Source organism: Aliikangiella coralliicola (genome assembly GCF_007004725.1).
Classification (GTDB): Bacteria; Pseudomonadota; Gammaproteobacteria; order Enterobacterales; family Kangiellaceae; genus Aliikangiella; species Aliikangiella coralliicola.
Genome location: NZ_ML660172.1, coordinates 1 through 25,822, shown reverse-complemented (window position 1 = coordinate 25,822; position 25,822 = coordinate 1). Strand labels below are relative to the sequence as shown.

Below are 25,822 nucleotides of genomic sequence, written 5' to 3'. Positions count from 1 at the left end.
CTTCATAGGTATCGACAAAAATATCTGTTATGAGCAATCTGTTATGAACAAGATATGCTACACGGATCCTGACATGCCAAAAACAGGCCTGGTTTTAACCGGAGGCGGTGCACGTGCGGCGTACCAGGTTGGCGCTTTACGTGCCATTTCCGATATTATTTATCGCTCGGAATGCGGCAACCCTTTCCCAATCATTACCGGAACCTCTGCCGGTGCCATCAACGCAACAGTGCTCGCCGCTTATGCCAGAACACCACGGCTTGGTATTCGAAGTTTACAAAAGGTCTGGGAGGGATTTAGCGTCGACCAGATATTTCGAAGTGATTTCCTCGGGGTGATGGGCAATACCGGTCGCTGGATCCGCTCGATATTTTCAAATCGATACCACCATACCCATCAACTGGGTTTGTTTAATAATTCACCACTTGTTGATCTGCTCGGTCATGTGATTCATTACCAAAATATTCAAGAGTCGATTGATAGCGGCCAGCTACATGCATTATCTGTTACCGCATCCGGCTACACCTCAGGACAGTCCATTTCTTTTTTTCAGGGAAGAGAAGATATAAAAAGTTGGCGACGCCACCGTCGCTGCGGAACTCGCACCCAAATCAATCGAGAACACTTGTTAGCATCTTCTGCAATCCCACTAATTTTTCCAGCGATTAAAATTAATCGAGAATATTTTGGTGATGGCTCAGTTCGCTTCTTAGCGCCAATCAGTCCCGCAATTCACCTCGGCGCAGATAAGATCATTATTATCGGGGTTGATCCAGTCAAAGCTGAAATTGAAAAAAGACCTGATGTTGTTCGGTATCCTTCTGTTGCCGATATTGCCGGTCATGTTTTAGACAGTGTTTTTATCGACAGCCTTTCGAGTGACATAGAACGTATTCGACGAGTAAACAAAACCATCAAATTGATCCCACAGGCGGTAAGAGAACTGCAAAGTAATCTACGTCCGATTAAAACATTTACTATTTCCCCCACCCAAGATTTAAGTTTGATAGCAGCAGAATATTTTCATGAGCTACCTAAGCTAATGCAGTTTTTTTTCCGGCGAATGGGAATTGGCTCAGATGAAGGCTCAACAGTTTTAAGTTACCTGCTATTTGAGTCAGCTTACACCAAGACCTTAATCTCACTGGGCTATAGCGATGCTATCGGTCAAAAAAATGACATAAAAGAGTTTTTCGAACAGGGTTAATGAAATAATTGGCAAAACATAAGAGATATTGTCATAAATGCGTCATATTAGGTGCGCACAATCCCGCCAATGATAACAATCCCACGGAATAACAATCCCATGTCAAAAAAAATTACAATTCTATTAGCAGTAATAATTGCAATTGTTGGTTCATTTTTCTGGCTAAAAAATCAACCCAACAATAATACAACGACTCAGTCAGAAGCGAACGAAAGTCAACCCATTGTTGAAACACTCACTTTGAAAGGTTCTAATACCGTTGGAGAAAGTTTTGCGCCATTATTGGCCGAAGGATATCTGCAAAGCATTGGCGCAATATTAATCAAGAAAATCAGTAGAGAAAGTCCAGTCGAAAAATATGTCGAAGGCTTGCTACCAACAGAAAACAAACTGGTTCGTATTGATATTCGTGCTCATGGTTCAAGCACTGGCTTTAAAGCGCTTAACAATCATAACACTGAAATTGCGATGAGTTCCCGTGCCATAAAATCGAAAGAACACGATGGTCTTAGCAATCAATTTGGACAAGTCAATGAGTTTCCAATTGCATTTGATGCACTGGCTATGATTACCCATCCAGACAACCCGATTGATCAGTTAACCACAGAACAGATATCACAAATATTTTCCGGTGAAATAAATAACTGGCAACAACTAGGTGGCAATGATCATGAAATTTCTCTGTTCAGTCGTGATAATAATTCTGGAACCTGGGATACTTTTAAAAGTTTAATATTGAAACCCTACGACAAAAAACTTTCTGAAAAGTCAGCTCGATTTGAGTCGAGCATCGAATTAGTAGACAAGGTTACGACCACGCCAGGCTCTCTTGGCTTTGTTGGCGTTGCTTATGTCAAAAACGCCAAGTTACTAAAAGTTTCTCGTGACCAAAATTCGATCGCAACGAAACCCACCGGTTACACCATCGGTACTCAATCTTACGCCTTGTCTCGAAAACTCTACTTCTACACCACAGGCACAAAGCATTCTAAATTAGCAGAATCATTTATAGATTTTTCTACCCAAAACTCTGGCCAGAAACTCACTGAAAAAGTGGGATTAATTTCTTACTATCCGACCCACTACCGCCCAGAAGTTAGTGATAAACAAGCACCAAGTCGATATCGCGAACTGATTTCAATGGGTAGAAGAATTACTGTCGACTTTCCAGTTAATATTAAAGTCGAAGATACCGCCAAAGAAGAAAGAGACTTCGAGCGGCTTAAAAACTTTATGGTACAGAACCCGTTAAGTAAGATTGTTTTGGTCGATTTTTCAAGCTCGGCTCGAGTTTCTCAAATTAAACAACAACTACAGCAACGGGAAATAGAAGTATTAGATACACTGGAAATCGACTACCTCGCCAAGGAGAGACAAAGCATCGAAGTTTGGGTGCTTTAGTTCAACCGTTAATCAATCGACAAGATCAGTGATGGTGACTCATCGTTATCATCACTGAGAAAATTTCGACACACAAAAACGCCCGGAACTGCGGCGATATCATTATTGTAATAAACAACAGGCAACCATTTTCTTCGCCAGGGCGGAACACCCAATTCCTGATAGATCTTTTTTAATTGCGTCGATTTATTTCGATAAGCTGGTAAACATTTCTCTCCACCACGGCGACAGTCTAGCCATACTTTCTCGTCTGGCCTAGGTGGACGCAATCGATTGTTAATTAGATTATCGGATAAAACACCTGGCAAAATTAGCGTTGCAGAAACTTTCACGCCATTTGATAAAATGACTGGTTCTTGCAGGTTATCCCACTGAGCCTTATCAAATTCTGAGTCAGGTTCTGTTTTGTTGGTCAACATCAATTCACCGTTGAAACTTCTCGCAAAGCAGCCGGCAAAATCTACCATAATTGAACCAGACTCCGCGGCCTTGATTTGGCTGAGCAACTCATCAATCTCGCTAACTGACGGTGGAGAATCGCCAAACATGTTTCCCCAGTAATGCAACAGATTTTTTTTACGGGCGATGGAAAGTTTTGCTAGTGAGTTAATATTCAATTGATTTTCTCGATTACCCACTTGTTCAAAATCTACTTGAGCCAAATCCTCCAGCAATTGATATTGCTCCGTCACAATCTCACTAAAACGACTTAAGGTTTTCGCATAGGCCGGCCATTTGGATCCAATGATCGGTAGCACCTTGTGGCGTAAAAAATTTCTTGAAAATGCCTCTGATTCGTTGCTTGGATCATCAATCCAGGTTAGTCCCTGCTGGCGCGCATAATCAACAATCTCCTCACGAGAAAGTGTTAACAACGGCCGAAATAAATAACCTTTACCCAACGGACGCTTTTCGGGAATAGCTCGGGCACCAGATAAACCACACCCTCTTAATAATCGAAATAACAAGGTCTCAGCCTGATCGTCGCGATGATGCGCCATTAATAAAAATTCACCGGCGGCGAGACGACGCTTAAAAAATTCATATCGCCCGGCCCTGGCTGCAGCCTCAATATTAGATGCTCTTTCTTGCTCTGAGAGACTCAGACGCGTCACACTCAGCTTAACGCCATATCGCTCACAGTCATTTTGGCACTGAGCCGCCCAATCATCGGCTTGTGGCATCAAACCATGATTAACATGAACAGCCGATACGCTAGACAATAAGCCAAGTTCTCTTAATCGAACCATGGCGTGTAGCAAAACTTTGGAGTCTACACCGCCGCTAAAGGCAATTTTTATTTCGCCTTTCAAATCAAGAGCAGACTCAATGCTAACTGATTGCAGTTTATCGAGGAGGTGGCATTCCAGTGAAGTGAGAGCGCTATTTTCCATCATCTATTTCACACGATGTGAGATATTTTTTAGCGAAGGGAAACTGGCGGTTGCCACCAAGGTTTGTTCGATGGCAACTACTGGTATTGTTATGAAAACTTTTAATTGAGCAAAATTAATATTTAAATCTCGTAATCAGATTTTATTTTTACCGACTTGTTTACGCTTGATCAGCCCAATCATCCTGAACGCCAAATGACATTAGTCTTTCATATCTTTGATCAAGTAACTCATCCAGTGATAAATCTTTTAAATGCCCTAAGTCAGTCATAATTCGTGATTTCAAGTTCATCGCCATACTTGGATGATCTCGGTGAGCCCCACCTTCCGGCTCAGGAATAATAGAATTAATCAGGCTTAGTTCTTTTAGTCGATGCGCAGTAATCCCCATCGCGTGCGCCGCATCGCTCGCTTTCTCAGCGCTTTTCCACAAGATTGATGCACAACCTTCGGGAGAGATAACGGAATACGTACTATATTGCAGCATGTTCACGCGATCACCAACGCCAATCGCTAATGCGCCGCCGGAACCACCTTCTCCGATAACGGTGCAAATTGTCGGCACCTTTAATTGCGCCATCACTTTCAAGTTTCGTGCAATCGCCTCAGATTGACCGCGCTCTTCCGCTCCAACGCCGGGATAAGCCCCCGGTGTATCGATAAAGGTAATAATCGGCCAGTTAAATTTTTCTGCCATTTCCATCAATCGAAGCGCTTTGCGATATCCTTCCGGTCTCGGCATACCAAAATTTCTTGCAACTTTTTCTTTGGTATCGCGCCCTTTCTGGTGACCAATCACCATCACAGGCTGTCCATCAAGTCTTGCAGGCCCGCCAATTATTGCCAGATCATTGGCAAAGGCTCTGTCGCCAGCCAATTCATCAAAATCAGTAAAAATGAGGTTAATATAATCTTGGGTGTAGGGGCGCATTGGATGACGAGCAATTTGAGCAATTTGCCAGGCATCCAGGTTTGAAAAAATTTGATCGGTCAGTTCTTTGCTCTTCTTTTTCAAGCGGTCAATTTCTTCGCTGATATTGATTTCACTATCATTACCAACCAACCTTAGCTCTTCTATCTGAGCTTCCATTTCAGCAATCGGTCTTTCGAACTCTAAGAAATTCATAATTATTAACTTCTTTTTTAATTTTCAATTAGTTATTTAAGGGCCTGATGAGTTTTCAGTCTAAAAAACTCAGATTAAAAAGCTTGAGATTCGCATTCTAACCGCTTTTTTCAAGGAGATAAAATTTATCTTAAACTCATAAGACCATTTGTTTCATTTAACAGTGAAACGATGGTTACTTTCATGACAAAATTAGTACTTTATGACCCTGTTAAACTTGGCTTGAACTCGGCAAGAGCAATAGCCTGTTCAATAAACAACCAGCAACTTTATTTAATCCTAACGAATAGTTCTAAAATAACCGCAAAAATAATGCCTGGTTCACATTCTATGAATGAACAACTTTGTATCATTGATCGGCTTAACAATCTGAACTCAAAATGAAAAAATTCGACTGGTTCCGGAATTTTTAATTTAATGAGAGCAATCAGGTAAATTCCATTTTATTGAGCTATATTTTAAATACGGTTGGCACAAAGCATTGTTGTTAATGTCTAGAAAATTAAGAACACTTCTCAAGCAAAACCGTAACCTTGAGGAAAAGATTTTTTACGAACCCAGGGAAACGGATTGGCGCGAAGAACTGATAACCTCGCAGGAACTATCGGACGCGCTTTCATGCCTTTCAAGTCAGATAATTGAGAGCCAATCTGATGAACTTTGCGTTCTTAGAATGCTCAATGATGTGAAAAACATCACCGGCCGCCCGCTCCCAACTTACGAGAAAAATGCACTGCAAGTTGTTGAAATTCTTTTTAATTATCTCAGAGAGCACTCGAATTTCGACCCCAAATACTATCACATTCTTAACAGCCTGCAGCTGGCGTTCACCAGACTATCTTTAAATGACTTGAGCTATCTGGATAATCCTAAACACGTCGCCGTTAAGTTTCTGGAGAAGTTGACGACCCTTGGTTATCACTTCGATAAAGATGCTGGCAAGCTTGCTCAGTATTTTATCCATGCAATTGAATTACTCATTGACCGCTTGGCAAACCGAGATCACGTTACTAATCAAACATTTATGATGGCCGATCAAAAACTGGATGAGTATTTCGAAGGGTTTAATGATAAAGCGGCAGCTAATGTGAACAAGATTCTGGCAGACATTGAAAAACAATCCCGCGAAGCACAAGCGAATGAATATACCGAGCAGCTGATTAAGAGCAAAACCCAGGGAGATGAGATGCCTATCTTCCTGTTGGATTTTTTCGAAAATCACGTCAGTCCAATACTTTATGACACCATCGCAGAGCACGGTGTTCAAAGTAAGCAAACACAGCAGCTTCTAACGGATATTGATACTTTAACCTGGAGTATCACCTGCCCATTTGGTGACCCTGACTACAATAAGCGATTTGAAGCAGACGTTTCAGACATGATGAAGCGTATCTACCAACTCTTTGAAAAATATAATAAAGTTAACAACTATATTCAGGACTTTTTCATCGAGACAGAAGATTTACATGCCCGTAAACTCAACGGTCAACGAGTTAATTATGATGTCATGATTTCTGCGGATATTTTCGCGGACGAAGAATATGAGTCAAATGACATCGACAGTTGGTATCAACCGCCGCAAGACAGTACTTTTTTTGACCTTGAATCACTCGAAGAAGGCAAATGGTATCATTTAACCCACGAAGGCGAAGAAATTAGAAGTAAGTTATTGTTAATTAACGGACTTTCTAAAGAACTCTATTTCGTTAATTTATCGGGCGAATTGGTAGTGAAAGTGAGTTTCGATGATACAGACTATTTATCGCAAAACCTCAAACCAACTCAAATCGATGAACAAATCAGATACCAACATGCTACCAAAGCCCTGGTAAGGGAGCTTACCTGTCGTTTGGATATTCTTAAAAATGAATACCGGATCTTGCTCGATAGACGAGCAAGAGATCTTGAGGAACAAAAGAAACAAGAAGAAGAAGCTCGAATTGCCGTGCAACGTCAGATCGCTGAAGACCGCCGCCAGCAAATTTTAAAACGCCAGGAAGAGATCAAATTGGAAGCTGAGCGCCAGGCTGAACAAAGGCGTCTAGAAGAACTCGACGCTAAGCAAAGATTTCATATTAAAGGTATTTATCGTAAGTTAAAGCCAGGCGCTGTCATTGCCTACAAATGCGAATCGGGTAAATGGAAAGAAGCATCATTAACCTTAATTTCTAAGACAACCCAACGCCATATTTTCTCAGATAACAAAGGTGACAAAGTTCTGGAACCTACCAAACAGGAAGTTTTAGAACTGATTGAAAAACAGCATCTGAAAGTCCTGAAACAAGCCGATAACGGCCCAGACCCGTTGCAATCACTGGTGAAGGAAAGACGCCAAAAACTATCTCAAATGTAGATTGATTATTATACTTTCGCTAAGCACATCAACTCATAAAAACCTGTGGGTGGTGGTAAGCATTGGGACTCAACTAAACCGTGATTAAACCAAATTAAATTAAGATCCGCTTTTTTCCCGCCGATATCAATAACAGATCAGTTAGCCATTGATACAAAAAAATCATGAAAACCATGCATTTAGCCGAGAAAATCGAGAATTTACTCATGAAAGCCGAATATCTGGTGCGGATAGCAATTAATAGCGCTAACCTGAATTTGTTCAGAAGGCAAAGCAAATCACAACTAGGATTGGTGCTTAAAATAGCCTTACTGTTTTGCAGTTCTGCTGCATTTGCTCAGCAGGAAAATGAAATCAATCTGAACGCCCGTTATTTCGAATATCAACAGGCAGCCATGTTTAGTCATTTACAATGGCCAGAATCTCTGACGAAAATTAGTGTTAATTTACTACCGATTAAAAACTATTCGGGTATTCCAATAGAGCAAAGAGATGAGAGACCCGAATATTTTTACCATGGCAAATTGCCATTGGCGATGAATAATATATTTCGAGATGCGACGCTCGCCAGCCGTTACTTTGTGCCAACCAATAACAAAGCCGACTATCAGATGGAATTGATTCTGGACAGTTACCAACTCCCGTTTCAATACGCTCCCGACGACCAGTGGTGGAAGAAACTCCATGGTCAGGCAGACAGATGGTTGCAAACACCAAAAAACGCCAGTATTACGATGACAATAAAAATTACCAGCGGTAACAAAAAAATAAAACCCTGGATGGAAAAAGTTCAAATGATGCTTTCAAATTGCGACTTGAACACGCTCCCGCAACCCCAAAGCTGGATGAACAATCGCGATCAGATTACACAGAACTACCTGTCAACTACACCAGGACAAACCTTTTTGGCAGCGGCTAATTTTCTGATACTCAAGTCGATCAATCGAATTCACCAACAACCGCTTCTTGGCCAGATAAAGCATAAGCATGGAAGTACATTGCATTTAATCAGCAATGAAACCAACTTCACCATGGGAGAGACTTTAAAAGTTTATTACCAAGACGCCGACAATGGAAAATCAGGTTTGAGTGCAGGTACAATAAAGGTCATTAACACCGATAGAAATCACGCCATCGCTTACCCAGTAACTTTACGTGCCGACCACTTGAAAGTTGGCGACTGGGTCGAATTAAAATCACCCGCTCCTTACTCAAAACCTTTGTCAAAATTTCGTTCAGCTAGCCAGTGTGCGGAAGTTGTTGTCGCGGAAGTCGCTGACGCAAATGAGGGCTAAATGAGCCTAAAAACAAAATCGTATTTTTTCTGTCTTAATAAACCCTGTAATTAAAAACCGGTGAACTCAAGCTGGTTGGCCACAAACGGGGCAACCCGCCCGCTGCTTAAACTTAATACTCCGCCACTCCATGTCCAGCGCATCAAATAGCATCAGTCGGCCAGAAATTGGATTACCCGCCCCGGTGATTAATTTAATCGCCTCCATCGCTTGCATAGAGCCGATAATTCCCACCAGTGGTGCAGCAACTCCATTTTGACTACAAGTTTGGTCATCAAAGGTATCTTCTTCATAAATACATCGGTAACACGGCATCTCAGGCTGCATCGTAAAAGTTGAAAGTTGACCTTCCCAGCGAATCGCCGCGCCTGAAACAAGTGGAGTTCGAAGTTTAAAGCAAACTCGGTTAAGCATAAATCGAGTAGAAAAATTATCGCAACAATCGACCACAATATTTGCTTTGCCGACAATTTCCGTTAAAGCTTCTTCATCTAGTCTGGCATTGATTGGGTTGAGTCGACACTCAGGATTAAGTTTTTGAAGCGTATCTTCTGCAGACTCCACTTTATCTTTATCGATAGCCGATAGACGATGGATAATTTGTCTTTGTAAATTGGTCAGGTCAACTTTGTCATCATCGATCAAAGTGAGTTCGCCGACGCCGGCTGTTGCCAGGTACATTGCAACAGGAGAGCCCAAACCGCCAACGCCAAGCACAACCACATGGGAATCGAGTAATTTTTGCTGTCCGTCAATATCAATTTTCGGCAACATGATTTGACGACTGTATTTTAACAACTGGTTGTCGGTAAGCATTTTTTCGCCCTCAAGCTCGTTTTTTCAACCTCAAACAAGATCTACTATCTGACATACCCAAAGAATAAATCGACTACGACAGACTCCCCAGAGTCACCCTGTCTAAACCAGCAAGATCCTGCACAGTTATGACGTCTCGATAACTAGCGTCAATTAATATTTTTCTCACCTGATCACCCTGTTCAAAGCCGTGTTCTAACATTAACTTTCCGCCGTGACACAGATAACCAACAGCATTGCTTACAATCCTTCTAATATCGTCTAAACCATCTCCGCTGGCAACCAAAGCTCCATCAGGCTCAAACCTCAAATCACCGCGCTCAAGGTGTGGGTCTCCCTCCGCAACATAAGGTGGATTTGACACAATCAACTCGAAAGACGATTCGTCGACATTGTTCAGCCAGTCACTTTGGAAAATAGTCGCGTTTTTAATCTGATTTTTCTCGGCGTTTCGCAGCGCTAGCTCAACCGCCTGTTGATTATAATCACATGCGTATACTTTATCCGTTGGCCTTTCAGACGCAATGGCTAAAGCAATTGCACCGGTTCCAGTTCCCAGATCGAGGACTTTCGCCGTTTGATATTGCGATAAAAAGCTTAACGCTTGCTCTACCAGTAATTCTGTTTCCGGTCGAGGAATTAATGTCGAAGGGTTGGTTTCAAGCAATAATGTCCAGAAAGCCTTTTCGCCGGTGATGTAAGCAATGGGTTCTCCTGATTTTCGCCTTTCAACCATTGCTCGATACTCGGCTTCCTGCTGATTCGATAACTGATAGTCCGGCCAGGTTTTTAGCCAGGTAAAATTTTTATTTAATAATTTTGATAATAAATATTCAGCGTCAACAGCAGGCGACTCTGAGAAGAGTGAGTTTTTTGCTAACTCAATAGCGTCGCTAATGTTCATTTTTTGCAGAAGACTTTTCTGAGTCGAGTGGTTGCAAAGTCGTTAAAGAATAGCTGAGGGGATTACACAAACACATTGCAATTTTTTGGTCGTAATAGGCCGCTTCATTTACGAAAGCGACATGGGCATCTGCTCCCTCGTAGAGAATATCTTCACCAAAAAAATCTTTAAAAATTGGCGTACCGGCGGATATTTTGCTGTAATCATTGCCAATTAGTTCGGGGTGAACAGTTGCACAAATTTCTTCTGCACTATCAGTTGGAAAATACAATTTGGAAAAGTAACTCATGACTTCAAGCTCTTCCCCTAATTCTGGCAGTGTGCCCTGATTGTACAAGTTGACAAATTCTAAAGTTTTTCTCAACGCCAGATTGGTTTTCTCAAAAATAATGCCATCCAGGCTCCCCTGAGGAGTTGGACCGACTTCAATCACAATTCCTTTTGGTGCGATAGAACATAGAAAATGGTGATCATCCATCAACTGAGTTTCTGAAGTGATAACCACATCCGGCAACTCGCTTTTCAAATAAGCAGCGAGTTTAAGATGAAACTCATCCATCGTAATAAGAACAATATTAGTTTGCATTTTTGCAGTGCTGGTATGCAAATCGACAATAAAGTCAACTCGCGAATCTCCCTTTGGACCCAGCTGCTGGTTAATTTGTTTTGCTAAAACTTGCTCACGATTTTTTTTATCAGAATCTTGTAAATCGCTTTGTTTGAAACAGCGATTAAGATCGTGTTCCAGGTAGCGTTTGTTATCTTTAATCGCCGCCTGATTAGCAAGTAAAAACTCAATTTGAAACTCAGGGTACTGAAGAAATAATTGATTTTTTTGCCAATGTTTTACGGTGAAAATACCAGTGAGTTCGTTACCATGGGTACCACCAACCACCGCGACTGCGCCTACTTTTTCTGCGCTAGGCCTTTTAGTTTCAGTCAACTTATTTTCAGGCAGTTTTGTTTCAGAAAGTTTTCCGTAAGACATATTTCCCTCAGACATTGCCACTCACTTTGTTGCTAGCGCAGACACGTTCACCCATTCGCAAGCTTATTCTTGCTCGGAAAGACTAGCGAGTTGATCAGCCTGATGCTCGCCGACCAGCGGCTCGACGACTTGAGCCAAATCCCCTTGCATGATTTCATCAAGCTTATACAAAGTTAAGTTAATTCGATGATCAGTCATTCGACCCTGCGGGAAATTATAAGTACGAATTCTTTCTGAACGATCACCACTGCCAACCAGATTACGGCGTGCTTCAGCTTGTTCATTATGAGCCGCAGTTTCCTGGGCAGATAACAATCGAGATTTTAAAACGCTCATCGCCTGCGCTTTATTTTTATGCTGCGAACGGCCATCCTGACATTCAACCACAACACCGGTTGGTAAATGAGTGATTCTAATTGCTGAGTCTGTTTTATTAACGTGCTGACCACCAGCCCCCGATGCACGGAAGGTATCAATCCGTAAGTCGGAAGGATTGAGCTCGATATCATCCAGCTCATCAGCCTCGGCCATTACCGCAACCGTGCAGGCAGAAGTATGAATTCTTCCTTGCGATTCTGTTTCCGGCACCCGTTGAACCCGATGTGCACCCGATTCAAATTTCAACTTGGAATAAACCGCATCACCAGAAATTTTGCAGATGATTTCTTTATATCCCCCTTGCTCGCTGGGGTTTTCGCTCATCACTTCAATTTGCCAACGGTTTTTCTCTGCAAATCGGCTGTACATGCGGAATAAGTCACCGACGAAAATAGCCGCTTCATCTCCACCAGTGCCAGCTCGAATTTCAAGGAAAATATTTTTATCGTCGTTCGGATCTCTGGGCAGTAATAATTTTTGTAATTCAATTTCCACCGGCTCGATCAACTTTTTACTTTCCTTGTAATCTTCCTCAGCCATTTCTCGCATTTCCGGATCAGAATCCTTAAGCATTTCTTCCGCAGTGGCGATATCTTCAATGATTTGGTTGTACTTGTTGAAAGTCGATACCACTTCTTCTAATTGAGCGTATTCTTTGGAAAGCTCACGAAACCGGTTTTGGTTGGTGATCGTTTCAGGATCACCTAATAAATGACCGACTTCCTCATGGCGCTCTGCCAATCCTTCCAGTTTACTTAAAATCGATTGTTTCATCTGTTACTTTTAACTCATTGGTAACTGTTTTAATAAAAACAGGTTTTCTGAAAGTTTATGCGCCATCACAGCCGCATTCAACTGAAATATTTTATCAAGGCCCATAAAATAAATTATCAATATGATTCAGCGATAAGACAATGTCTATTTGCGCTAAAATCTGACTATTCTTCATTACGAGGCTTTAGTGAAAAAGCATCAGCAACAATCTCCAGCACCTGTTGCTTATTTTCCTCTCCCGCCTGGCGAATTAACTTACTGGGCGAATGCATAAATTTTTGGGTCAAACGATTCGCAAATTCCTGTAACACGCTTTCAGTATCCTCGTTTGAATTCAACTTTGCGATTGATCGCGCTAACTCTGTGCTTTTTATCTCATCAATTTGTGCCCTGAAGTCCTTTAATAAGGATACCGCAGAAAGTGATTGTAGCCATCCCATGTACTTTTGACTATGCAGGCCGATTATATCTTGCGCTTCACTGGCAGCCTGTTCTCTGATCTTGAGGTTTTCTTTAATCACATCCTGCATATCGTCGACAGTATACAAATACACGTCGCTCAACTCCGCCACTTGCGGCTCAATATCCCTGGGCACAGCAAGATCAACGATAAAAACGGGCCGGTGTTTGCGAGTTCTTATTGCTTTTTCCATGAGCCCTTTACCTATAATTGGCACGGGGCTAGCGGTTGAACTGATAATAATATCCGCAGATTCAACTAATTCTGGTAAGGCATTCAAGCTGTATGCTACCGCACCGAACTCACTCGCCAAGGTTTGAGCGCGCTCAACGGTACGATTTGCCACACTCATTTGGACCACTCCCTGCCGAGCCAAATGTCGAGCCGCCAGTTCAATCGTTTCACCTGCACCGATGAACAAAGCTTTAACCGGTGCGAAATCCGCAAAAATACGTTTCGCCAGGGTCACTGCGGCGTAAGCGACTGACACGGCACTTTCCCCGATCTGGGTATCCGTCCGCACCTGCTTTGCTAGTGAAAATGTTTGTTGAAACAACCGATTAAGGTAAAAACCTATCGTGCCCGCGCTGTTCGCGTATCCATAAGCATCTTTCACTTGCCCTAATATCTGTGGTTCTCCCAAAACCATTGAATCAAGTCCACAAGCCACACTCATAATATGATTAACCGCAGACTCTCCAGAGTGAGCATATGAAAATTCCTCGATACTACCTATGTTGAGTTGATGATGCTCAATCAACCAATCGGAAATTTGTTTGAATTTTGCGCTAAGCAGCTCAGGTTTCGCGGATAAATTCTCACAACAATAAATAATTTCCATCCGGTTACAGGTGGAGATAATCGCCACTTCTTCGAGCTCTACATCGTCCTTTAACGCTAATAAACTTTCACCCATGCGATCCGGTGCAAAAGCAACCTTTTCACGCACCTCGACAGGCGCAGTTTTGTGATTTATTCCAAAAATAGAAACCGGCATGATTTTTATCGGTTAATGTTGAAACAAACGGACGAAATGAGAGTCTACCGACTCTGACAAGAGTATATTTTGGAAGTTATTCAGTCGAATGCTGTTAATTTGAACATTGTTAAAGGCTGTCGTAAGTAACATAATCAGGTCGGCGGCAATCTTCTTTAAAATTGTGCAACGATTATTAAAATAGCCATTTTAGTCAAAGCCATCTTAATAATCACTGATTTATGATGACTGGCTCACGTTTGCCTCAAATAGTCCGCATCAAATAAAATGATGTAACAATATAAAATCAAACTTGAGAGCAAAGCCATCATTATCGAAGTAAACTCATTTATACTGAAGAAATAACACTGCATATAGCCCGACATAGTTGCAGATTATCTACAAATTATCGGTGCTCGGCAAAGCAGTATAATAAGTCGTGCACTTTGGTATTGTTGTCAAAGCGCAGATTGTACCTGAATTGCCACAAATTTGTATCAATAACCTACTTACAATGGCAAAATTAGGTGGCGGGATTAAACATTTAGTAGAATTAACATTGTGATGAGGTTTGTCGATTAGTGAGCAAAACACAAAACTTTCAAGCCAAAAACATGTGAGAAATACAGCAAAGTACAGCGGCGATTCACTTGATAACCGTGTTTTCAGACTCGATTCACCCAGTTGTATAAAGAGGCAAATTTGAGCCAATATATGAAAGATATTAAACAGTCCAAACTGACTAAACTAACTTTACCCGGCATCACCTTAAGTTTAGGGTTACTGCTTTCAGCTTGCGCAGGGCAAACTAACCCACCTTTTAAAACCGCCCATAACAGCTATGATTTGTCTGGTATTCAGACTTTAGACGACCGGCAGCGAGCAGACCTATATGAAACTATTATCGCAGCTGATATGGCAGAACATAACTCTGACCACCTTACTGCGATGAGTTACTATCTTTACGCAGCGGAATTATCTAAAAATCAACAGCTTATCCAAAAAAGCATCGACGCTGCCAGGGCAGCGAAAGATTCTCTCGGTTTAGAACAGGCGGCCAAAATTTGGCTTTCCGCCGACACAGATAACCAGCAGGCCTATATTATCCTGTTAGAAGCGCAGCTGAACCTGAATGATACAGCTGGCGGCTCAGTTACGCTGAAAAAGCTATTTGAATTAGAAACAGAGCCTCAGGCACGCTATGAGATCCTCGAATCAGCAGTTATCAATCAGGATCCTCGCTTTTCCTTCAGCTTCTTACGCAGTTTTAAAGACCAGTTTCCAAAAGAACCAGCAATTCCGACAGGACTGGGGAAGATCATTTTTAACCTGGCAAACGCCAACAACCGGCCTAGCAACATGCTAGAACGGGCAATGATTGCTATAGAGCAAGCCCTGACAATTGATCCCTACTTTGTTCCGGCAATACGTATTAAATCGCACACCCTCTATCAATTAAGAGAAGACGCTAAAGCGGTTAGTTACCTCTCAAACCTGTACAAACAATCGCCTGACTCAAAACCAATTAGTCATATGTTGGGACAACTTTACTATGACTTGAGGAATTTTAAGGCGAGCGCCAACCATTTTACTGGTTGGATCAAAGAGCACCCAGAAGATCTTGAGGCACGCTATTATCAAGCTGCCAGCTACTATGCTATGGGTCAATATCATCTGAGTCTGGCAGGTTTTCAAAACCTGCTTGGACAAGATTATGAGAGTCAAACAGTCGCTTTTTATTGTGGTGATTCTGCCAATAAAACCGGTGAGAAAAGACAAGCAATTGCCTGTTTTCAGCTGGTTACAGAAGGTAAGTTTCAGATTAATGCAAAAATACAACTTGCCAAACTACTCGCTGAAAGTGGCAAAATTGAACAGGCATTGAGCACTATCACAGACCACACTTCTCTCAATGAAGATGAAGCAGTTCAGCTGGTTGGCGCGGAAATCGATTTACTCAACCAATACGTCTCTGTCGAAAAAGCAAAAGAGCGTTTAGAACTGGCCATGAAAAATAGCCCGGACAACCTGGCGCTGCTGCTAAAGAAAATAGAACTCTATCAATTGATTGATGATCCTGAGTCACTTATTAAACTCCTTTCTCAAGCTAAGCAATTAATTGAACCCGGCACAAAATTAGATCGCTTTAATATGGCTACCGCCGCACTGTTGCGAAACAATGGGCATTATCAACATGCAGTTTCCTGGCTAAACCAGGCAATCGAAGCCAAGCCTGATGATAAAGATCTGCTCTACACTCGGGCGTTATACAAAGAGCCCTTGGGTTTGTACGATGAAATGGTGAGCGAATTTAAGTATTTGCTTAAACTCTATCCGGAAGATCACAACATCCAGAATGCCCTTGGTTACACTTTGGCTGATTTAGGTAAAGAACTTGATTACGCGCAGCAACTTATCGAAAACGCATTTGCAGGGTTGCCTGATAACCCGGCAGTAATTGATAGTAAAGGCTGGCTCGCATATCGTCAGGGCGATCTGGAAAAAGCCAGTATGTATCTTAAAAAGGCCTTTGCGATGTCGCCAAGTGCTGAAGGCGCGGCTCATTTAGGTGAAGTTCTGTGGCAACAGGGCAAGCAGGCGCTCGCAAAGCAGGTATGGCTTAAAGGGATTAATCTGGATAAGGACAACAAAGTGCTGCAAGAAACCTTAACGCGGCTAAAAGTTGAAATGTAACCAGAAGAGTTACACACGCTAGATTTTGGTTTATTTTGACTTCATTCAAGTCTTTACAATAACCAATAACAAAATGATTAAGACTGGAAAATGACGGAAAAACTTAGAACACTGGCTGCGATAATTGGTCTGACACTGCTGGTTGGCTGTCAAACAAATCGGCCAACCAATGGCCTTGGCGGCCCGGCTTCTTTAGAAACATTAAATCACTGGGAGCTCAAAGCCCGCGTAGCGATTAAAACACCCGAAGAAAGCGTTTCAGCAACCCTGGACTGGCAAAAAAAAGATTCCGATTTCGACTTTCATATTTATGGTCTTTTCGGCGCAACCTACGCGCACCTAATACAAAAAGGTCATGAAGCGACACTAAAGCTTCCTGAAGACCGGGTGCACTATCATCAAGATGCAGAACAACTACTTTATCAGTCGTTAGGATGGGACTTTCCAATTGATGCCTTGTCTTTCTGGATCAAAGGGCTACCATCAGGAAAGTCGGGGGAACAATTCTCCAGAAATGACGAAGGCGAACTCCAACAACTCACTTTTAACGGCTGGCAGGTTAATTTCTCTCGCTACCAGACATTTTCAGGTTATTCGATGCCAAAAATGATAAAAGCGAAACATCCTCAGCTTGGTTTAAAAGTAGTGATAAAAGATTGGGAATTTTTACCGACGAATTAGAACAGGTATATACCCGTGCTAAGTTTTTAACCGTTAATCCAAAGCAAAGATAATGAATAACCACTTGCCTTCAAATAACGATGCTTCTTTAACAACCTGGCCTTGCCCGGCTAAACTCAACCTGTCCTTGAAAATTGTCGGCCAGAGAGACAATGGATATCATAATTTGCAAAGCGTCTTTCAACTACTTGATTATGGCGATAAGCTGAATATTGAAGTGACTCGAAACGGCCAAATTAATTTTACCTGTAGTGCGCCGGAATTAAGTGGAACAGATAACCTGGTTATTAGAGCCGCCAAAAAACTTCGGGAATTTGCGATCAACCAACTCGATAATCAATCGGGTAAGCAATTTGCTGAAAAAAATTGGGGCGCATTCATTCATCTCGATAAAGTTTTGCCTGTTGGCGGAGGCGTCGGCGGTGGTAGTTCTAATTGTGCAACGACATTAGTTGCGCTAAACCAGTTATGGCAGCTGGAACTACCCCTGAAAACTCTGGCTGATATCGGCCTTTCACTCGGCGCTGATGTACCAATTTTTGTGATGGGTAACAGCGCTTTTGTTGAAGGTATCGGTGAAATATTAACCCCTTTTGAACTGCCGAAAACCTGGTATTTAGTAGTTCAACCTGGTTGTCATATATCCACCGCAAAAATTTTTTCAAATCCCTTATTGACAAGAAATAGCAAAGCCATCACAATACGCGACCTCAACGCACTGGAGCTACCTTTTCAAGGTACAAACTGCATGCAAGACATCGTATGCGATGACTATCCAGAGGTTAGAAAAGCATTAGAATGGCTAAAACAGTTTAATTCTTATGCACGAATGACCGGAAGTGGAAGTTGTTTGTTTGCACCCTTTGACAATGAGCAAGAAATGCGTAAAATAGCGTCCCGATGTGAATGGCCATGTTTTGAGGCCAGTGGAGTTAACATTTCACCACTTCACGCCGGAATGTGAAATTCGTACTAGACTGATAGTACAGCACTGATGTTACAGTGCTAACATAACAGGGGTATCGCCAAGCGGTAAGGCAACGGGTTTTGATCCCGTCATGCGTTGGTTCGAATCCAGCTACCCCTGCCATTTTATTTTCCTTTATATTGATTTCCTATATATCGATCAAATGGCTAGTATTTTTCAAATAATAAAAGCACAACTAGCTATCCTGATATATTATTCTTATTCAACAGTTTATTTTTCTCGCTCTCTATTTAATTCCAGGTTAAGACAATTGGGGTCTAGTAATGTCTGATATGATGCTCTTTAGTGGAAATTCCACACCAGAATTAGCCAACAAAATTGCCAATTTTTTAGATGTTGAAATTGGCAAAGCGAAAGTCGGTCGATTTAGCGACGGCGAAGTCGCAGTTGAAATTCTCGAAAATGTCCGTGGAATGGATGTATTCATTATTCAATCAACTTGTGCCCCTACCAATGAAAGCCTGATGGAGCTTGTGGTTATGGCCGATGCATTACGTAGAGCGTCTGCAGGCCGCATAACAGCAGTTGTCCCCTATTTCGGTTATGCCCGCCAAGATCGACGTGTTCGTAGCGCCAGGGTTCCAATTAGTGCCAAAGTCGTTGCAGACATGATGGCAGTTGTTGGAATCAACCGAGTTTTAACTGTTGACCTTCATGCTGACCAGATTCAGGGCTTTTTCGATATTCCGGTTGATAATGTCTACGCAACACCGGTACTTATTGAACACATTCAGAATAACTGGTCAGGCGATGAAATTGTTGTTTCTCCTGATGTTGGCGGTGTGGTTCGAGCGAGAGCCGTTGCCAAACGCCTTAATGACGCGGAATTAGCGATTATCGATAAACGTCGCCCAGAAGCAAACAAATCTGAAGTTATGCATATTATCGGTGATGTTGCCGGGCGCGAATGTATTATCCTCGACGATATGGTTGATACGGCAGGAACACTTTGTACCGCTGCAGGTGCACTTAAAGCCAACGGTGCTAAGAGCGTATTAGCCTATGCGACACACCCTGTTCTGTCTGGCAAAGCAATTGACAACATTAATAACTCGGTTCTTGATAAACTGGTTATCACCGATACAATACCTTTAAGCGAAGAAGCAAAGAATTGCGAAAGAATTACCGTGTTGACGCTTTCCGAAATGTTAGGTGAGTCCATTCGACGTGTGAATGAAGAAGAGTCTCTTAGCTCCATGTTTATGGATTAAGTCACTCATTTAAATGATTTTATTATTAAAGGCGCTAAACAGCGCCTTTTTTATTATTTTCTATTAATAAGAGCATATTCAGGTTATTTTGAGTAACCTGCGTTTAAGCAAACCAAATCTAAACGCTTGTGAACGCCCTTAACACTTGCACTTCTACCCCTCCCTACTTTATAATTCGCCGCCCTTTTTGCAAAGGGTAATCATCGCCTGTCAAACGATTGACGGCGATCCACTCCTTGTACTGGTCGCGGACAAGGAAAAATATTGTTTTTTGGAGAGTTACAAAATGAGTGATTCATTTGAATTAAATGTAGAGCTTCGAGAAGATCTGGGGAAAGGTGCGAGCCGCCGCCTACGTCGTCTTGAAGACAAAATTCCTGGCATTGTATATGGCGCAGGTAAAAAACCTCAGCCTATTTCTATCAGCCATCCTGAAATTCTCAAGCACCTTGAAGAAGAAGCTTTTTACTCGCACATCCTGACCTTAAAATCAGGTAAGAAAACAGAAAAAGTGATTCTTAAAGATCTTCAGCGTCACCCTTTCAAGCCAAAAGTTAACCACGTTGACTTTTTACGCGTTAAGGCAACAGAAAAGCTACACACTGCTGTGCCAATTCACTACTTAAACGAAGAGAAATGCCCTGGTGTTAAAGCCGGTGGTGTTGTAAGTCACGCTTACACCAGCGTTGAAGTAGCTTGTTTACCGAAGAACTTACCAGAGTTCATCGAAGTTGACCTGGCCGATCTTGAAATGGATCAAGTAGTTCACTTGTCAGACATCAAGTTGCCAAAAGGCGTTGAAATCGTTGAGCTATCTCAAGGTGACGACCACGACCAAGCTATAGTGACCATCCATAAAAGCCGTGGTGCGGCTTCTGCCGGTGGCGATGCTGAAGGCGACTCAAGCGAAGAAGCTGCTGAGTAGTCTTCTTAACTCTTAGGTTGTTGATTATTAATTAACAATCTAGAGATCAATCGATATGGCAAATATCAAACTTATTGTAGGGCTCGGAAATCCGGGCCCTCAATACTCTCAGACCCGACACAATGCTGGCGCTTGGTATGTCGAAGCCCTGGCAAACGATTACTCTATCCCGCTGCAACTGGAAACTAAATTTTTTGGTCACGTTGGGCGAGGCTTAATTGGCAACCAAGATTGTCGATTACTCATTCCGAATACTTTTATGAATTTGAGTGGCAAAGCCGTTGGGGCTTTAGCAACTTTTTATAAAATTTTGCCCGATGAAATCCTGGTCGCTCATGATGAACTGGATATTGATCCTGGCACTGTAAAATTAAAGAAATCAGGCGGCCACGGCGGCCACAACGGCCTGAGAGACATTATTAAGTCATTGGCAAACTGCCGCGATTTTTACCGGCTAAGAATCGGTATTGGTCATCCTGGCAATAAAAACCAGGTACATAATTATGTTCTGGGTAAGGCATCTCCAGATGATCAGCGTTCAATCGATGAAAGCATCGATAAAGCATTACGCCATACCAGCGATATTATTACCGGCCAGCACGATAAAGTCATGCAAAGCATGCATGCATTCAAAGCATAGATCTTTATCACACAGCCGTATTTTTAAAACAATTGCGTTGAGCATTTAATAAAGTTCAGGGATTTTATATGTTCCCCTGAATTCATAACTGATTTTTAGGAGTAACACCATGGGTTTCAAATGTGGAATCGTTGGCCTACCCAATGTAGGTAAATCGACTTTATTTAACGCACTGACCGACGCAGGCATCGATGCTCAAAACTATCCTTTCTGTACTATCGAGCCAAATACAGGTGTCGTGCCAATGCCTGACCCTCGCCTTGACGCACTCGCAGAAATAGTTAGTCCTGAAAAAGTCATACCAACCACTATGGAATTCGTTGATATCGCCGGCCTGGTAAAAGGCGCTTCCAAAGGTGAAGGTTTAGGTAACCAATTTTTAGGCAACATTCGTGCAACTGATGCAATAGCCCACGTGGTTCGTTGTTTCGAAAATGATGACGTCATTCACGTTGAGAATAAAATCGATCCTCTGGATGATATTGAAGTTATTAATACTGAGCTAGCGCTTGCTGATTTGGAGTCAGTAGAAAAGCAGATATTGAAAAACACTAAAATTGCTAAAAGTGGCGATAAAGACGCTAAAGCGATGCTGGTTTTATTAGAAAAATGTCGCGGGCTGCTAGATGGAGGCCAACCGATTCGAGCGGGCGACTGGGATAAAGACGAATGGGCAGTTGTCAGCAAAATGCAGATGATTACCAGTAAACCCACCATGTACATCGCAAATGTAAGCGACAATGGTTTTGAGAATAATCCTTACCTCGATCAGGTTGCCGAATTAGCAGCAAAAGAAAAAGCGAGTATCGTCGCTGTATGTGCGTCTATGGAGTCTGAGTTAGCTGGATTAGATGCAGAAGAACAATTAGAGTTTCTAGAAGAAATGGGGTTAAATGAGCCGGGTTTAAACCGAGTAATTCGTGCTGGTTATGACTTGTTAGGCCTACAAACCTATTTCACTGCTGGCGTGAAAGAAGTTCGCGCATGGACAATTCCAATCAACGCGACTGCGCCACAGGCTGCAGGTGTCATCCATACTGACTTTGAAAAGGGTTTTATTCGAGCCGAGGTTACCAGTTATGATGATTTCGTTAATTTTAAGGGCGAAGCAGGCGCTAAAGAAGCCGGCAAATGGCGCTTAGAAGGCAAAGAGTACATCGTAAAAGATGGTGATGTGGTTCATTTTCGCTTTAATGTTTAACCAACAACAAAAGTAGTAAAAAATAACTAAAATAAGTGTAATACTGTTGACAAATGAGCCGCTAATCTTCAGAATACGCGGCTCTTGAGTCTTGACCAAAATTTCAAGAAATCAATACCAAATCGATTATGGCAAGGTAGCTCAGTTGGTTAGAGCACATCACTCATAATGATGGGGTCGGTGGTTCAAATCCACTCCTTGCTACCATATTAAAAAAGCCCGCTATTTTAGCGGGCTTTTTTGTATCTATTCGATTGTCTAACTAATCTAAGTTACTTTCTTTTCTCTTTCCTACGTCGTTCAATTTCTTTCGCTATATTTTCACAGCCAGTCGCAAATACCGGTGACTTTTTGGGGATACTATCGCAATGACGTTTCTTTTGATTTAACTCTGCATCTGACATTTTGCTGTATTTACTTTCTGTGCAAGCAGTAGCCAACATTCCGACCGACACTAATAAGATAATCTTTAGCTGATTCATACTCACCCCAAACTCAAATTTGCTTAGCTAAGCATAGTCGTAACTTTAAAATAGGAAAAGAATTATTGTCATCAGTTCACTACTCATTGCTGCATTGAGTGTAATAGCAAGCCTTCCTTTGGCAACGCCAGACAATGCACCAACAATCCCCGCCATCCCATTGTAGTAAAACCTCCGCAAGACTCATTAATGAAATCTGCAACAAGCGTAAATAGAGATAAAGCCTTATCACGCTCCACTCAAGTATTGGCATTAACAAACTCTGATGGTGAAAGACCGTACTGAGCCTTAAAACACTTGCCGAAATAACTTTGTGAAGAAAAGCCGACCTCATAGGTGACGAAATTTGATGGTTTTCCATCAATCAACAAAACCTTAGCTTTATCTAATCGAAAACGCCGCAGATACTCTCTTGGAGTCAAATCTACAATGCTTTTAAGCTTACGGTGAAATTGGCGCTCACTCATTGAAATTTTCTGAGAAATATCGCTTACTTTAATTTCACTGTTTGTGTAATTATTCTCAAGCACCTCATTAAGTTTTTCTAAGAACAGTTGTTGTTCTTTATCTTGGGAGCTTCCTGTTCCAATTTCATCAGTAATTGGGCTTTTTTCTGGCTGCTTAAAAGCCAGTTCAGCAAAGCGTTTTTTAAGAATATTACGAATATCTAATAGATTTTTGATTCGTAACAATAACTCATCAACACTAAATGGTTTCGTTAAATATTCGTCAGCTTTTTCCCTCCAGCCTTTAAGTCTACTTTCTAAATCTCCTTTCGCAGTGAGAAGAATAATAGGAATATGATTGGTAATATTACTCTCACGCAACTTTTTAGTAACCTGATAGCCATCCATTTTGGGCATCATAATGTCACTGATAATAACGTCTGGTACGTGCTGTAGAGCGAGCTCAACTCCTTCTAAACCGTTTTTGGCGATTAATACATGGTAATTTGGTTCGATACTCTCTCGAACATATTCGAGCATATCTAAGTTATCTTCTATTATTAGAACGGTGTTTCTTGTATCTTCAAATTTTATCGCCTTTTTTCCTTCGCCTAATATACTTTCCTGCGAAGTGATACTCATTAACTCCATTACCGCTAACTCTTCGTTTACTTGACTTTCAGTAGCTTCAAAAGAGGTTTCATTAACGATAGGTAAAAAAGTAGATATTTTGGTTCCCTTGCCAACTTCGCTCTCAAGTTCGACGTAACCGCCATGAGCCTCAACCAAATCTTTCACTAAAGCTAAGCCGATACCAGCACCAACTATGTGCTCTCTCTCTGTATCAATTACACGCTGAAACCTTTCAAAAATATCAGCTTGTCTATCTTCAGGTATACCAACCCCAGAATCCTTAACTGTAATCAATAATTCATTATTAGTTGTTCTTAATGAACTAATTTCGACAGTACCGCCGCCAGGCGTATATTTGATAGCGTTGGAAATTAAATTTAAAATTATTTTGTCGAATGCATCCGCTGTAAATTCAAAATAAACTTTTTCAAGCCTGTCAGCCTTTAATACGATATTCTTCTCATTGGCAATATGCTGAAATGCTTCAGTGGCCAACCAAATGATTTGAAAGAAATCTTGAGGGGTACGATTTACTATTGAATTAACACGGAAAGTTTCCATATTCAGCATTTGGTCAACCATACGTAATAATCGATAGCCATTGCGTTGAATAATATTGAGTTGTTTGACATCTTGTTCTGCGCCCTTGGATAACAGACGCTGTACAGGCCCTAAAATTAACGTTAGTGGAGTTCGAAACTCATGGGAAACATTGGCAAATTCATCATTTTTTTTAGTCAGTAATAACTCAACCTTATTTTTTTCTTGTGCAAGCTCTGCTGTTCTTAACTGCACAGATTTTTCCAACGATTCAGCTCTTTTAGTTAAACTGCGAGTCCTAAATACGATTATGAAATAAATAGAAAAAAATACAGATAAAATGTAAAGAATATAAGCAATATCGGTTTTCCACCACGGTGGAGAAATATTTATGTCAAATTTCGATACTTCCCCCCAATGACCTGCGTTATTCGTGCTGCTGACTTCAAACGAATACTCGCCTGGATCCAAATTAGTAAATTGCACTTTTCGATCCCCAATATTTAGCTCTCTCCATTCATCATACAATCCTAGAAGCCTATATCGGTATTTGGTAGATTTTGGTAAAGCTGTACTTTGACTAAAAAACTCGAACTCTACTATATTTTGATTATGCTCTAGTGTATTTTTTTCTTCCTCAAGGCTATCAAAATCAAATTCTTCATAGTTTACCTTAACACTAGAAATAGTCGTTTTCGCAGGGGTTTGTGTCTTAATATCGAATTGAGAATCAATAAGTACAAGCCCTTTTTTACTTCCGAAGAATGCGCCATTTTCTAGAAGAGCCCCTTTAGCTCTACCATAAACGCCAATATCTGGTAAGCCATCGTCACTATTAAAGGTTCTTATTAAATTACTCTTTCTATTCCAAGAATTTATATTACTGTTTTCTCCTAGAAGCCAAAAATGGTCCTCTGATTCACTAATCAGTATGTCATAAATGGGCTCATTTAATGGAGTGGAAATGGTCCTACCTTCTCCAGTAGTGGGGTCAAACCAAGATATGAAAGGCTCAGCATGAGTTATCCAAATTTTATCTGAATATATGCCTTTGCTGACTGCCCACATTGAATCTTCTCTAAATGGATGCGGATTGTTTCTCGGGCTATCATTTCGAAGCAGGTAAGTTCTTTTTAAAGTTCGGTTCTGAATATCAAATTCTCCGAAGCCATCGCTCGACTTAATATAAGTGAGCTCTTTTCCATTTTTTGAAATTGCTAAATTCATCCAATCCCATGAGTGAAGCTGTTGTTCAGATAGCCTTTCTTCTCTACTAAGCTGCTTAGATTTTGGATCTAGTTTAAACATT

20 protein-coding genes and 2 tRNA genes are annotated in these 25,822 nt (G+C 41.5%); 13 read left to right on the top strand and 9 right to left on the bottom strand.

Annotation, left to right across the window (positions count from 1 at the left end):
- Window positions 1-43: 43 nt before the first annotated feature.
- A complete protein-coding gene (locus tag FLL46_RS25035) occupies window positions 44-1,207 on the top strand; it encodes a patatin-like phospholipase family protein (protein WP_142934893.1) in 1,164 nt (387 codons plus the stop codon).
- Window positions 1,208-1,306: 99 nt separating this feature from the next.
- A complete protein-coding gene (locus FLL46_RS25030) occupies window positions 1,307-2,608 on the top strand; it encodes a PstS family phosphate ABC transporter substrate-binding protein (RefSeq protein WP_168204317.1) in 1,302 nt (433 codons plus the stop codon).
- A gap of 8 nt (window positions 2,609-2,616) precedes the next feature.
- On the opposite strand, the gene tilS is transcribed toward FLL46_RS25030, so the two are convergent.
- Window positions 2,617-4,005, bottom strand: a complete 1,389-nt coding sequence (gene tilS / locus FLL46_RS25025) for a tRNA lysidine(34) synthetase TilS (protein WP_142934889.1) — start codon at window positions 4,003-4,005, stop codon at window positions 2,617-2,619.
- Between the two features lie 157 nt (window positions 4,006-4,162).
- Window positions 4,163-5,128, bottom strand: coding sequence for an acetyl-CoA carboxylase carboxyl transferase subunit alpha (gene accA / locus FLL46_RS25020; protein ID WP_425456762.1), 966 nt, complete (start codon window positions 5,126-5,128; stop codon window positions 4,163-4,165).
- 490 nt (window positions 5,129-5,618) lie between these two features.
- On the opposite strand from accA, the gene FLL46_RS25015 reads away from it, so the two are divergent.
- Window positions 5,619-7,481, top strand: coding sequence for a DUF1631 family protein (locus tag FLL46_RS25015; protein ID WP_142934885.1), 1,863 nt, complete (start codon window positions 5,619-5,621; stop codon window positions 7,479-7,481).
- Window positions 7,482-7,645: 164 nt separating this feature from the next.
- Window positions 7,646-8,776 (top strand): hypothetical protein, encoded by a 1,131-nt coding sequence (locus tag FLL46_RS25010; RefSeq protein ID WP_168204316.1) that lies wholly within the window; start codon window positions 7,646-7,648, stop codon window positions 8,774-8,776.
- 66 nt (window positions 8,777-8,842) lie between these two features.
- Here FLL46_RS25010 and FLL46_RS25005 read toward each other — a convergent pair whose 3' ends face one another.
- From FLL46_RS25005 to hemA, 5 genes are all read right to left on the bottom strand, one after another.
- Window positions 8,843-9,592 carry a HesA/MoeB/ThiF family protein gene (locus tag FLL46_RS25005; protein ID WP_142934882.1) on the bottom strand — a complete coding sequence of 250 codons (750 nt, stop codon included), beginning with the start codon at window positions 9,590-9,592 and terminating at the stop codon, window positions 8,843-8,845.
- A gap of 73 nt (window positions 9,593-9,665) precedes the next feature.
- Window positions 9,666-10,496, bottom strand: coding sequence for a peptide chain release factor N(5)-glutamine methyltransferase (gene prmC / locus FLL46_RS25000; RefSeq protein ID WP_142934880.1), 831 nt, complete (start codon window positions 10,494-10,496; stop codon window positions 9,666-9,668).
- On the bottom strand, window positions 10,486-11,499 hold the full coding sequence (locus FLL46_RS24995; RefSeq protein ID WP_142934878.1) for an aspartoacylase: 1,014 nt from the start codon (window positions 11,497-11,499) through the stop codon (window positions 10,486-10,488). The genes prmC and FLL46_RS24995 overlap by 11 nt, the downstream gene beginning before the upstream one ends.
- 48 nt (window positions 11,500-11,547) lie before the next feature.
- Window positions 11,548-12,636 carry a peptide chain release factor 1 gene (gene prfA / locus FLL46_RS24990; protein ID WP_142934876.1) on the bottom strand — a complete coding sequence of 363 codons (1,089 nt, stop codon included), beginning with the start codon at window positions 12,634-12,636 and terminating at the stop codon, window positions 11,548-11,550.
- Between the two features lie 164 nt (window positions 12,637-12,800).
- Window positions 12,801-14,093 carry a glutamyl-tRNA reductase gene (hemA, locus tag FLL46_RS24985; protein WP_142934874.1) on the bottom strand — a complete coding sequence of 431 codons (1,293 nt, stop codon included), beginning with the start codon at window positions 14,091-14,093 and terminating at the stop codon, window positions 12,801-12,803.
- A 693-nt stretch (window positions 14,094-14,786) separates the two neighbouring features.
- Here hemA and FLL46_RS24980 point away from each other — a divergent pair.
- The 9 genes from FLL46_RS24980 (at window position 14,787) to FLL46_RS24940 (ending at window position 22,619) form a co-directional block, all read left to right on the top strand.
- Complete coding sequence (locus tag FLL46_RS24980) at window positions 14,787-16,766, top strand: tetratricopeptide repeat protein (protein WP_142934872.1); 1,980 nt, start codon at window positions 14,787-14,789, stop codon at window positions 16,764-16,766.
- A gap of 90 nt (window positions 16,767-16,856) precedes the next feature.
- Window positions 16,857-17,447, top strand: coding sequence for a lipoprotein insertase outer membrane protein LolB (lolB, locus tag FLL46_RS24975; protein WP_142934870.1), 591 nt, complete (start codon window positions 16,857-16,859; stop codon window positions 17,445-17,447).
- A gap of 52 nt (window positions 17,448-17,499) precedes the next feature.
- The gene (ispE, locus tag FLL46_RS24970) at window positions 17,500-18,411 is read left to right on the top strand and encodes a 4-(cytidine 5'-diphospho)-2-C-methyl-D-erythritol kinase (protein WP_142934868.1); all 912 of its coding nucleotides are present in this window, start codon (window positions 17,500-17,502) and stop codon (window positions 18,409-18,411) included.
- A 51-nt stretch (window positions 18,412-18,462) separates the two neighbouring features.
- Window positions 18,463-18,537 (top strand) — tRNA-Gln (locus FLL46_RS24965).
- Between the two features lie 161 nt (window positions 18,538-18,698).
- Entirely contained in the window at window positions 18,699-19,646 is a 948-nt protein-coding gene (locus tag FLL46_RS24960) for a ribose-phosphate pyrophosphokinase (RefSeq protein ID WP_142934866.1), read from the top strand.
- A 286-nt stretch (window positions 19,647-19,932) separates the two neighbouring features.
- Window positions 19,933-20,571 (top strand): 50S ribosomal protein L25/general stress protein Ctc, encoded by a 639-nt coding sequence (locus FLL46_RS24955; RefSeq protein WP_142934865.1) that lies wholly within the window; start codon window positions 19,933-19,935, stop codon window positions 20,569-20,571.
- A 55-nt stretch (window positions 20,572-20,626) separates the two neighbouring features.
- Window positions 20,627-21,211: an aminoacyl-tRNA hydrolase gene (gene pth / locus FLL46_RS24950; protein ID WP_142934863.1), complete on the top strand. Its 585-nt coding sequence runs from the start codon at window positions 20,627-20,629 to the stop codon at window positions 21,209-21,211.
- Window positions 21,212-21,320: 109 nt separating this feature from the next.
- Window positions 21,321-22,412 (top strand): redox-regulated ATPase YchF, encoded by a 1,092-nt coding sequence (gene ychF, locus FLL46_RS24945; RefSeq protein ID WP_142934861.1) that lies wholly within the window; start codon window positions 21,321-21,323, stop codon window positions 22,410-22,412.
- Between the two features lie 130 nt (window positions 22,413-22,542).
- Window positions 22,543-22,619 (top strand) — tRNA-Met (locus FLL46_RS24940).
- Between the two features lie 65 nt (window positions 22,620-22,684).
- Here FLL46_RS24940 and FLL46_RS24935 read toward each other — a convergent pair.
- Window positions 22,685-22,894: a hypothetical protein gene (locus tag FLL46_RS24935; protein WP_142934860.1), complete on the bottom strand. Its 210-nt coding sequence runs from the start codon at window positions 22,892-22,894 to the stop codon at window positions 22,685-22,687.
- 239 nt (window positions 22,895-23,133) lie between these two features.
- Window positions 23,134-25,822, bottom strand: a 2,689-nt coding sequence (locus FLL46_RS24930; protein WP_142934858.1) for a hybrid sensor histidine kinase/response regulator transcription factor, incomplete at its 5' end; no start/stop codon positions are given.

Excerpts from the sequence above, each read along its gene's own strand:
- FLL46_RS24955 (WP_142934865.1), top strand. The coding sequence starts at position 19,933 with ATGAGTGATTCATTTGAATTAAATGTAGAGCTTCGAGAAGATCTGGGG.
- pth (WP_142934863.1), top strand. The coding sequence starts at position 20,627 with ATGGCAAATATCAAACTTATTGTAGGGCTCGGAAATCCGGGCCCTCAA.
- accA (WP_425456762.1), bottom strand. The coding sequence starts at position 5,128 with ATGAATTTCTTAGAGTTCGAAAGACCGATTGCTGAAATGGAAGCTCAG.
- FLL46_RS24980 (WP_142934872.1), top strand. The coding sequence starts at position 14,787 with ATGAAAGATATTAAACAGTCCAAACTGACTAAACTAACTTTACCCGGC.
- prmC (WP_142934880.1), bottom strand. The coding sequence starts at position 10,496 with ATGAACATTAGCGACGCTATTGAGTTAGCAAAAAACTCACTCTTCTCA.
- prfA (WP_142934876.1), bottom strand. The coding sequence starts at position 12,636 with ATGAAACAATCGATTTTAAGTAAACTGGAAGGATTGGCAGAGCGCCAT.
- FLL46_RS25010 (WP_168204316.1), top strand. The coding sequence starts at position 7,646 with ATGAAAACCATGCATTTAGCCGAGAAAATCGAGAATTTACTCATGAAA.
- hemA (WP_142934874.1), bottom strand. The coding sequence starts at position 14,093 with ATGCCGGTTTCTATTTTTGGAATAAATCACAAAACTGCGCCTGTCGAG.
- FLL46_RS25005 (WP_142934882.1), bottom strand. The coding sequence starts at position 9,592 with ATGCTTACCGACAACCAGTTGTTAAAATACAGTCGTCAAATCATGTTG.
- tilS (WP_142934889.1), bottom strand. The coding sequence starts at position 4,005 with ATGATGGAAAATAGCGCTCTCACTTCACTGGAATGCCACCTCCTCGAT.
- ychF (WP_142934861.1), top strand. The coding sequence starts at position 21,321 with ATGGGTTTCAAATGTGGAATCGTTGGCCTACCCAATGTAGGTAAATCG.
- FLL46_RS25030 (WP_168204317.1), top strand. The coding sequence starts at position 1,307 with ATGTCAAAAAAAATTACAATTCTATTAGCAGTAATAATTGCAATTGTT.
- FLL46_RS24960 (WP_142934866.1), top strand. The coding sequence starts at position 18,699 with ATGTCTGATATGATGCTCTTTAGTGGAAATTCCACACCAGAATTAGCC.
- FLL46_RS24995 (WP_142934878.1), bottom strand. The coding sequence starts at position 11,499 with ATGTCTGAGGGAAATATGTCTTACGGAAAACTTTCTGAAACAAAACTG.
- ispE (WP_142934868.1), top strand. The coding sequence starts at position 17,500 with ATGAATAACCACTTGCCTTCAAATAACGATGCTTCTTTAACAACCTGG.
- lolB (WP_142934870.1), top strand. The coding sequence starts at position 16,857 with ATGACGGAAAAACTTAGAACACTGGCTGCGATAATTGGTCTGACACTG.
- FLL46_RS25015 (WP_142934885.1), top strand. The coding sequence starts at position 5,619 with ATGTCTAGAAAATTAAGAACACTTCTCAAGCAAAACCGTAACCTTGAG.
- FLL46_RS25035 (WP_142934893.1), top strand. The coding sequence starts at position 44 with ATGAACAAGATATGCTACACGGATCCTGACATGCCAAAAACAGGCCTG.
- FLL46_RS24935 (WP_142934860.1), bottom strand. The coding sequence starts at position 22,894 with ATGAATCAGCTAAAGATTATCTTATTAGTGTCGGTCGGAATGTTGGCT.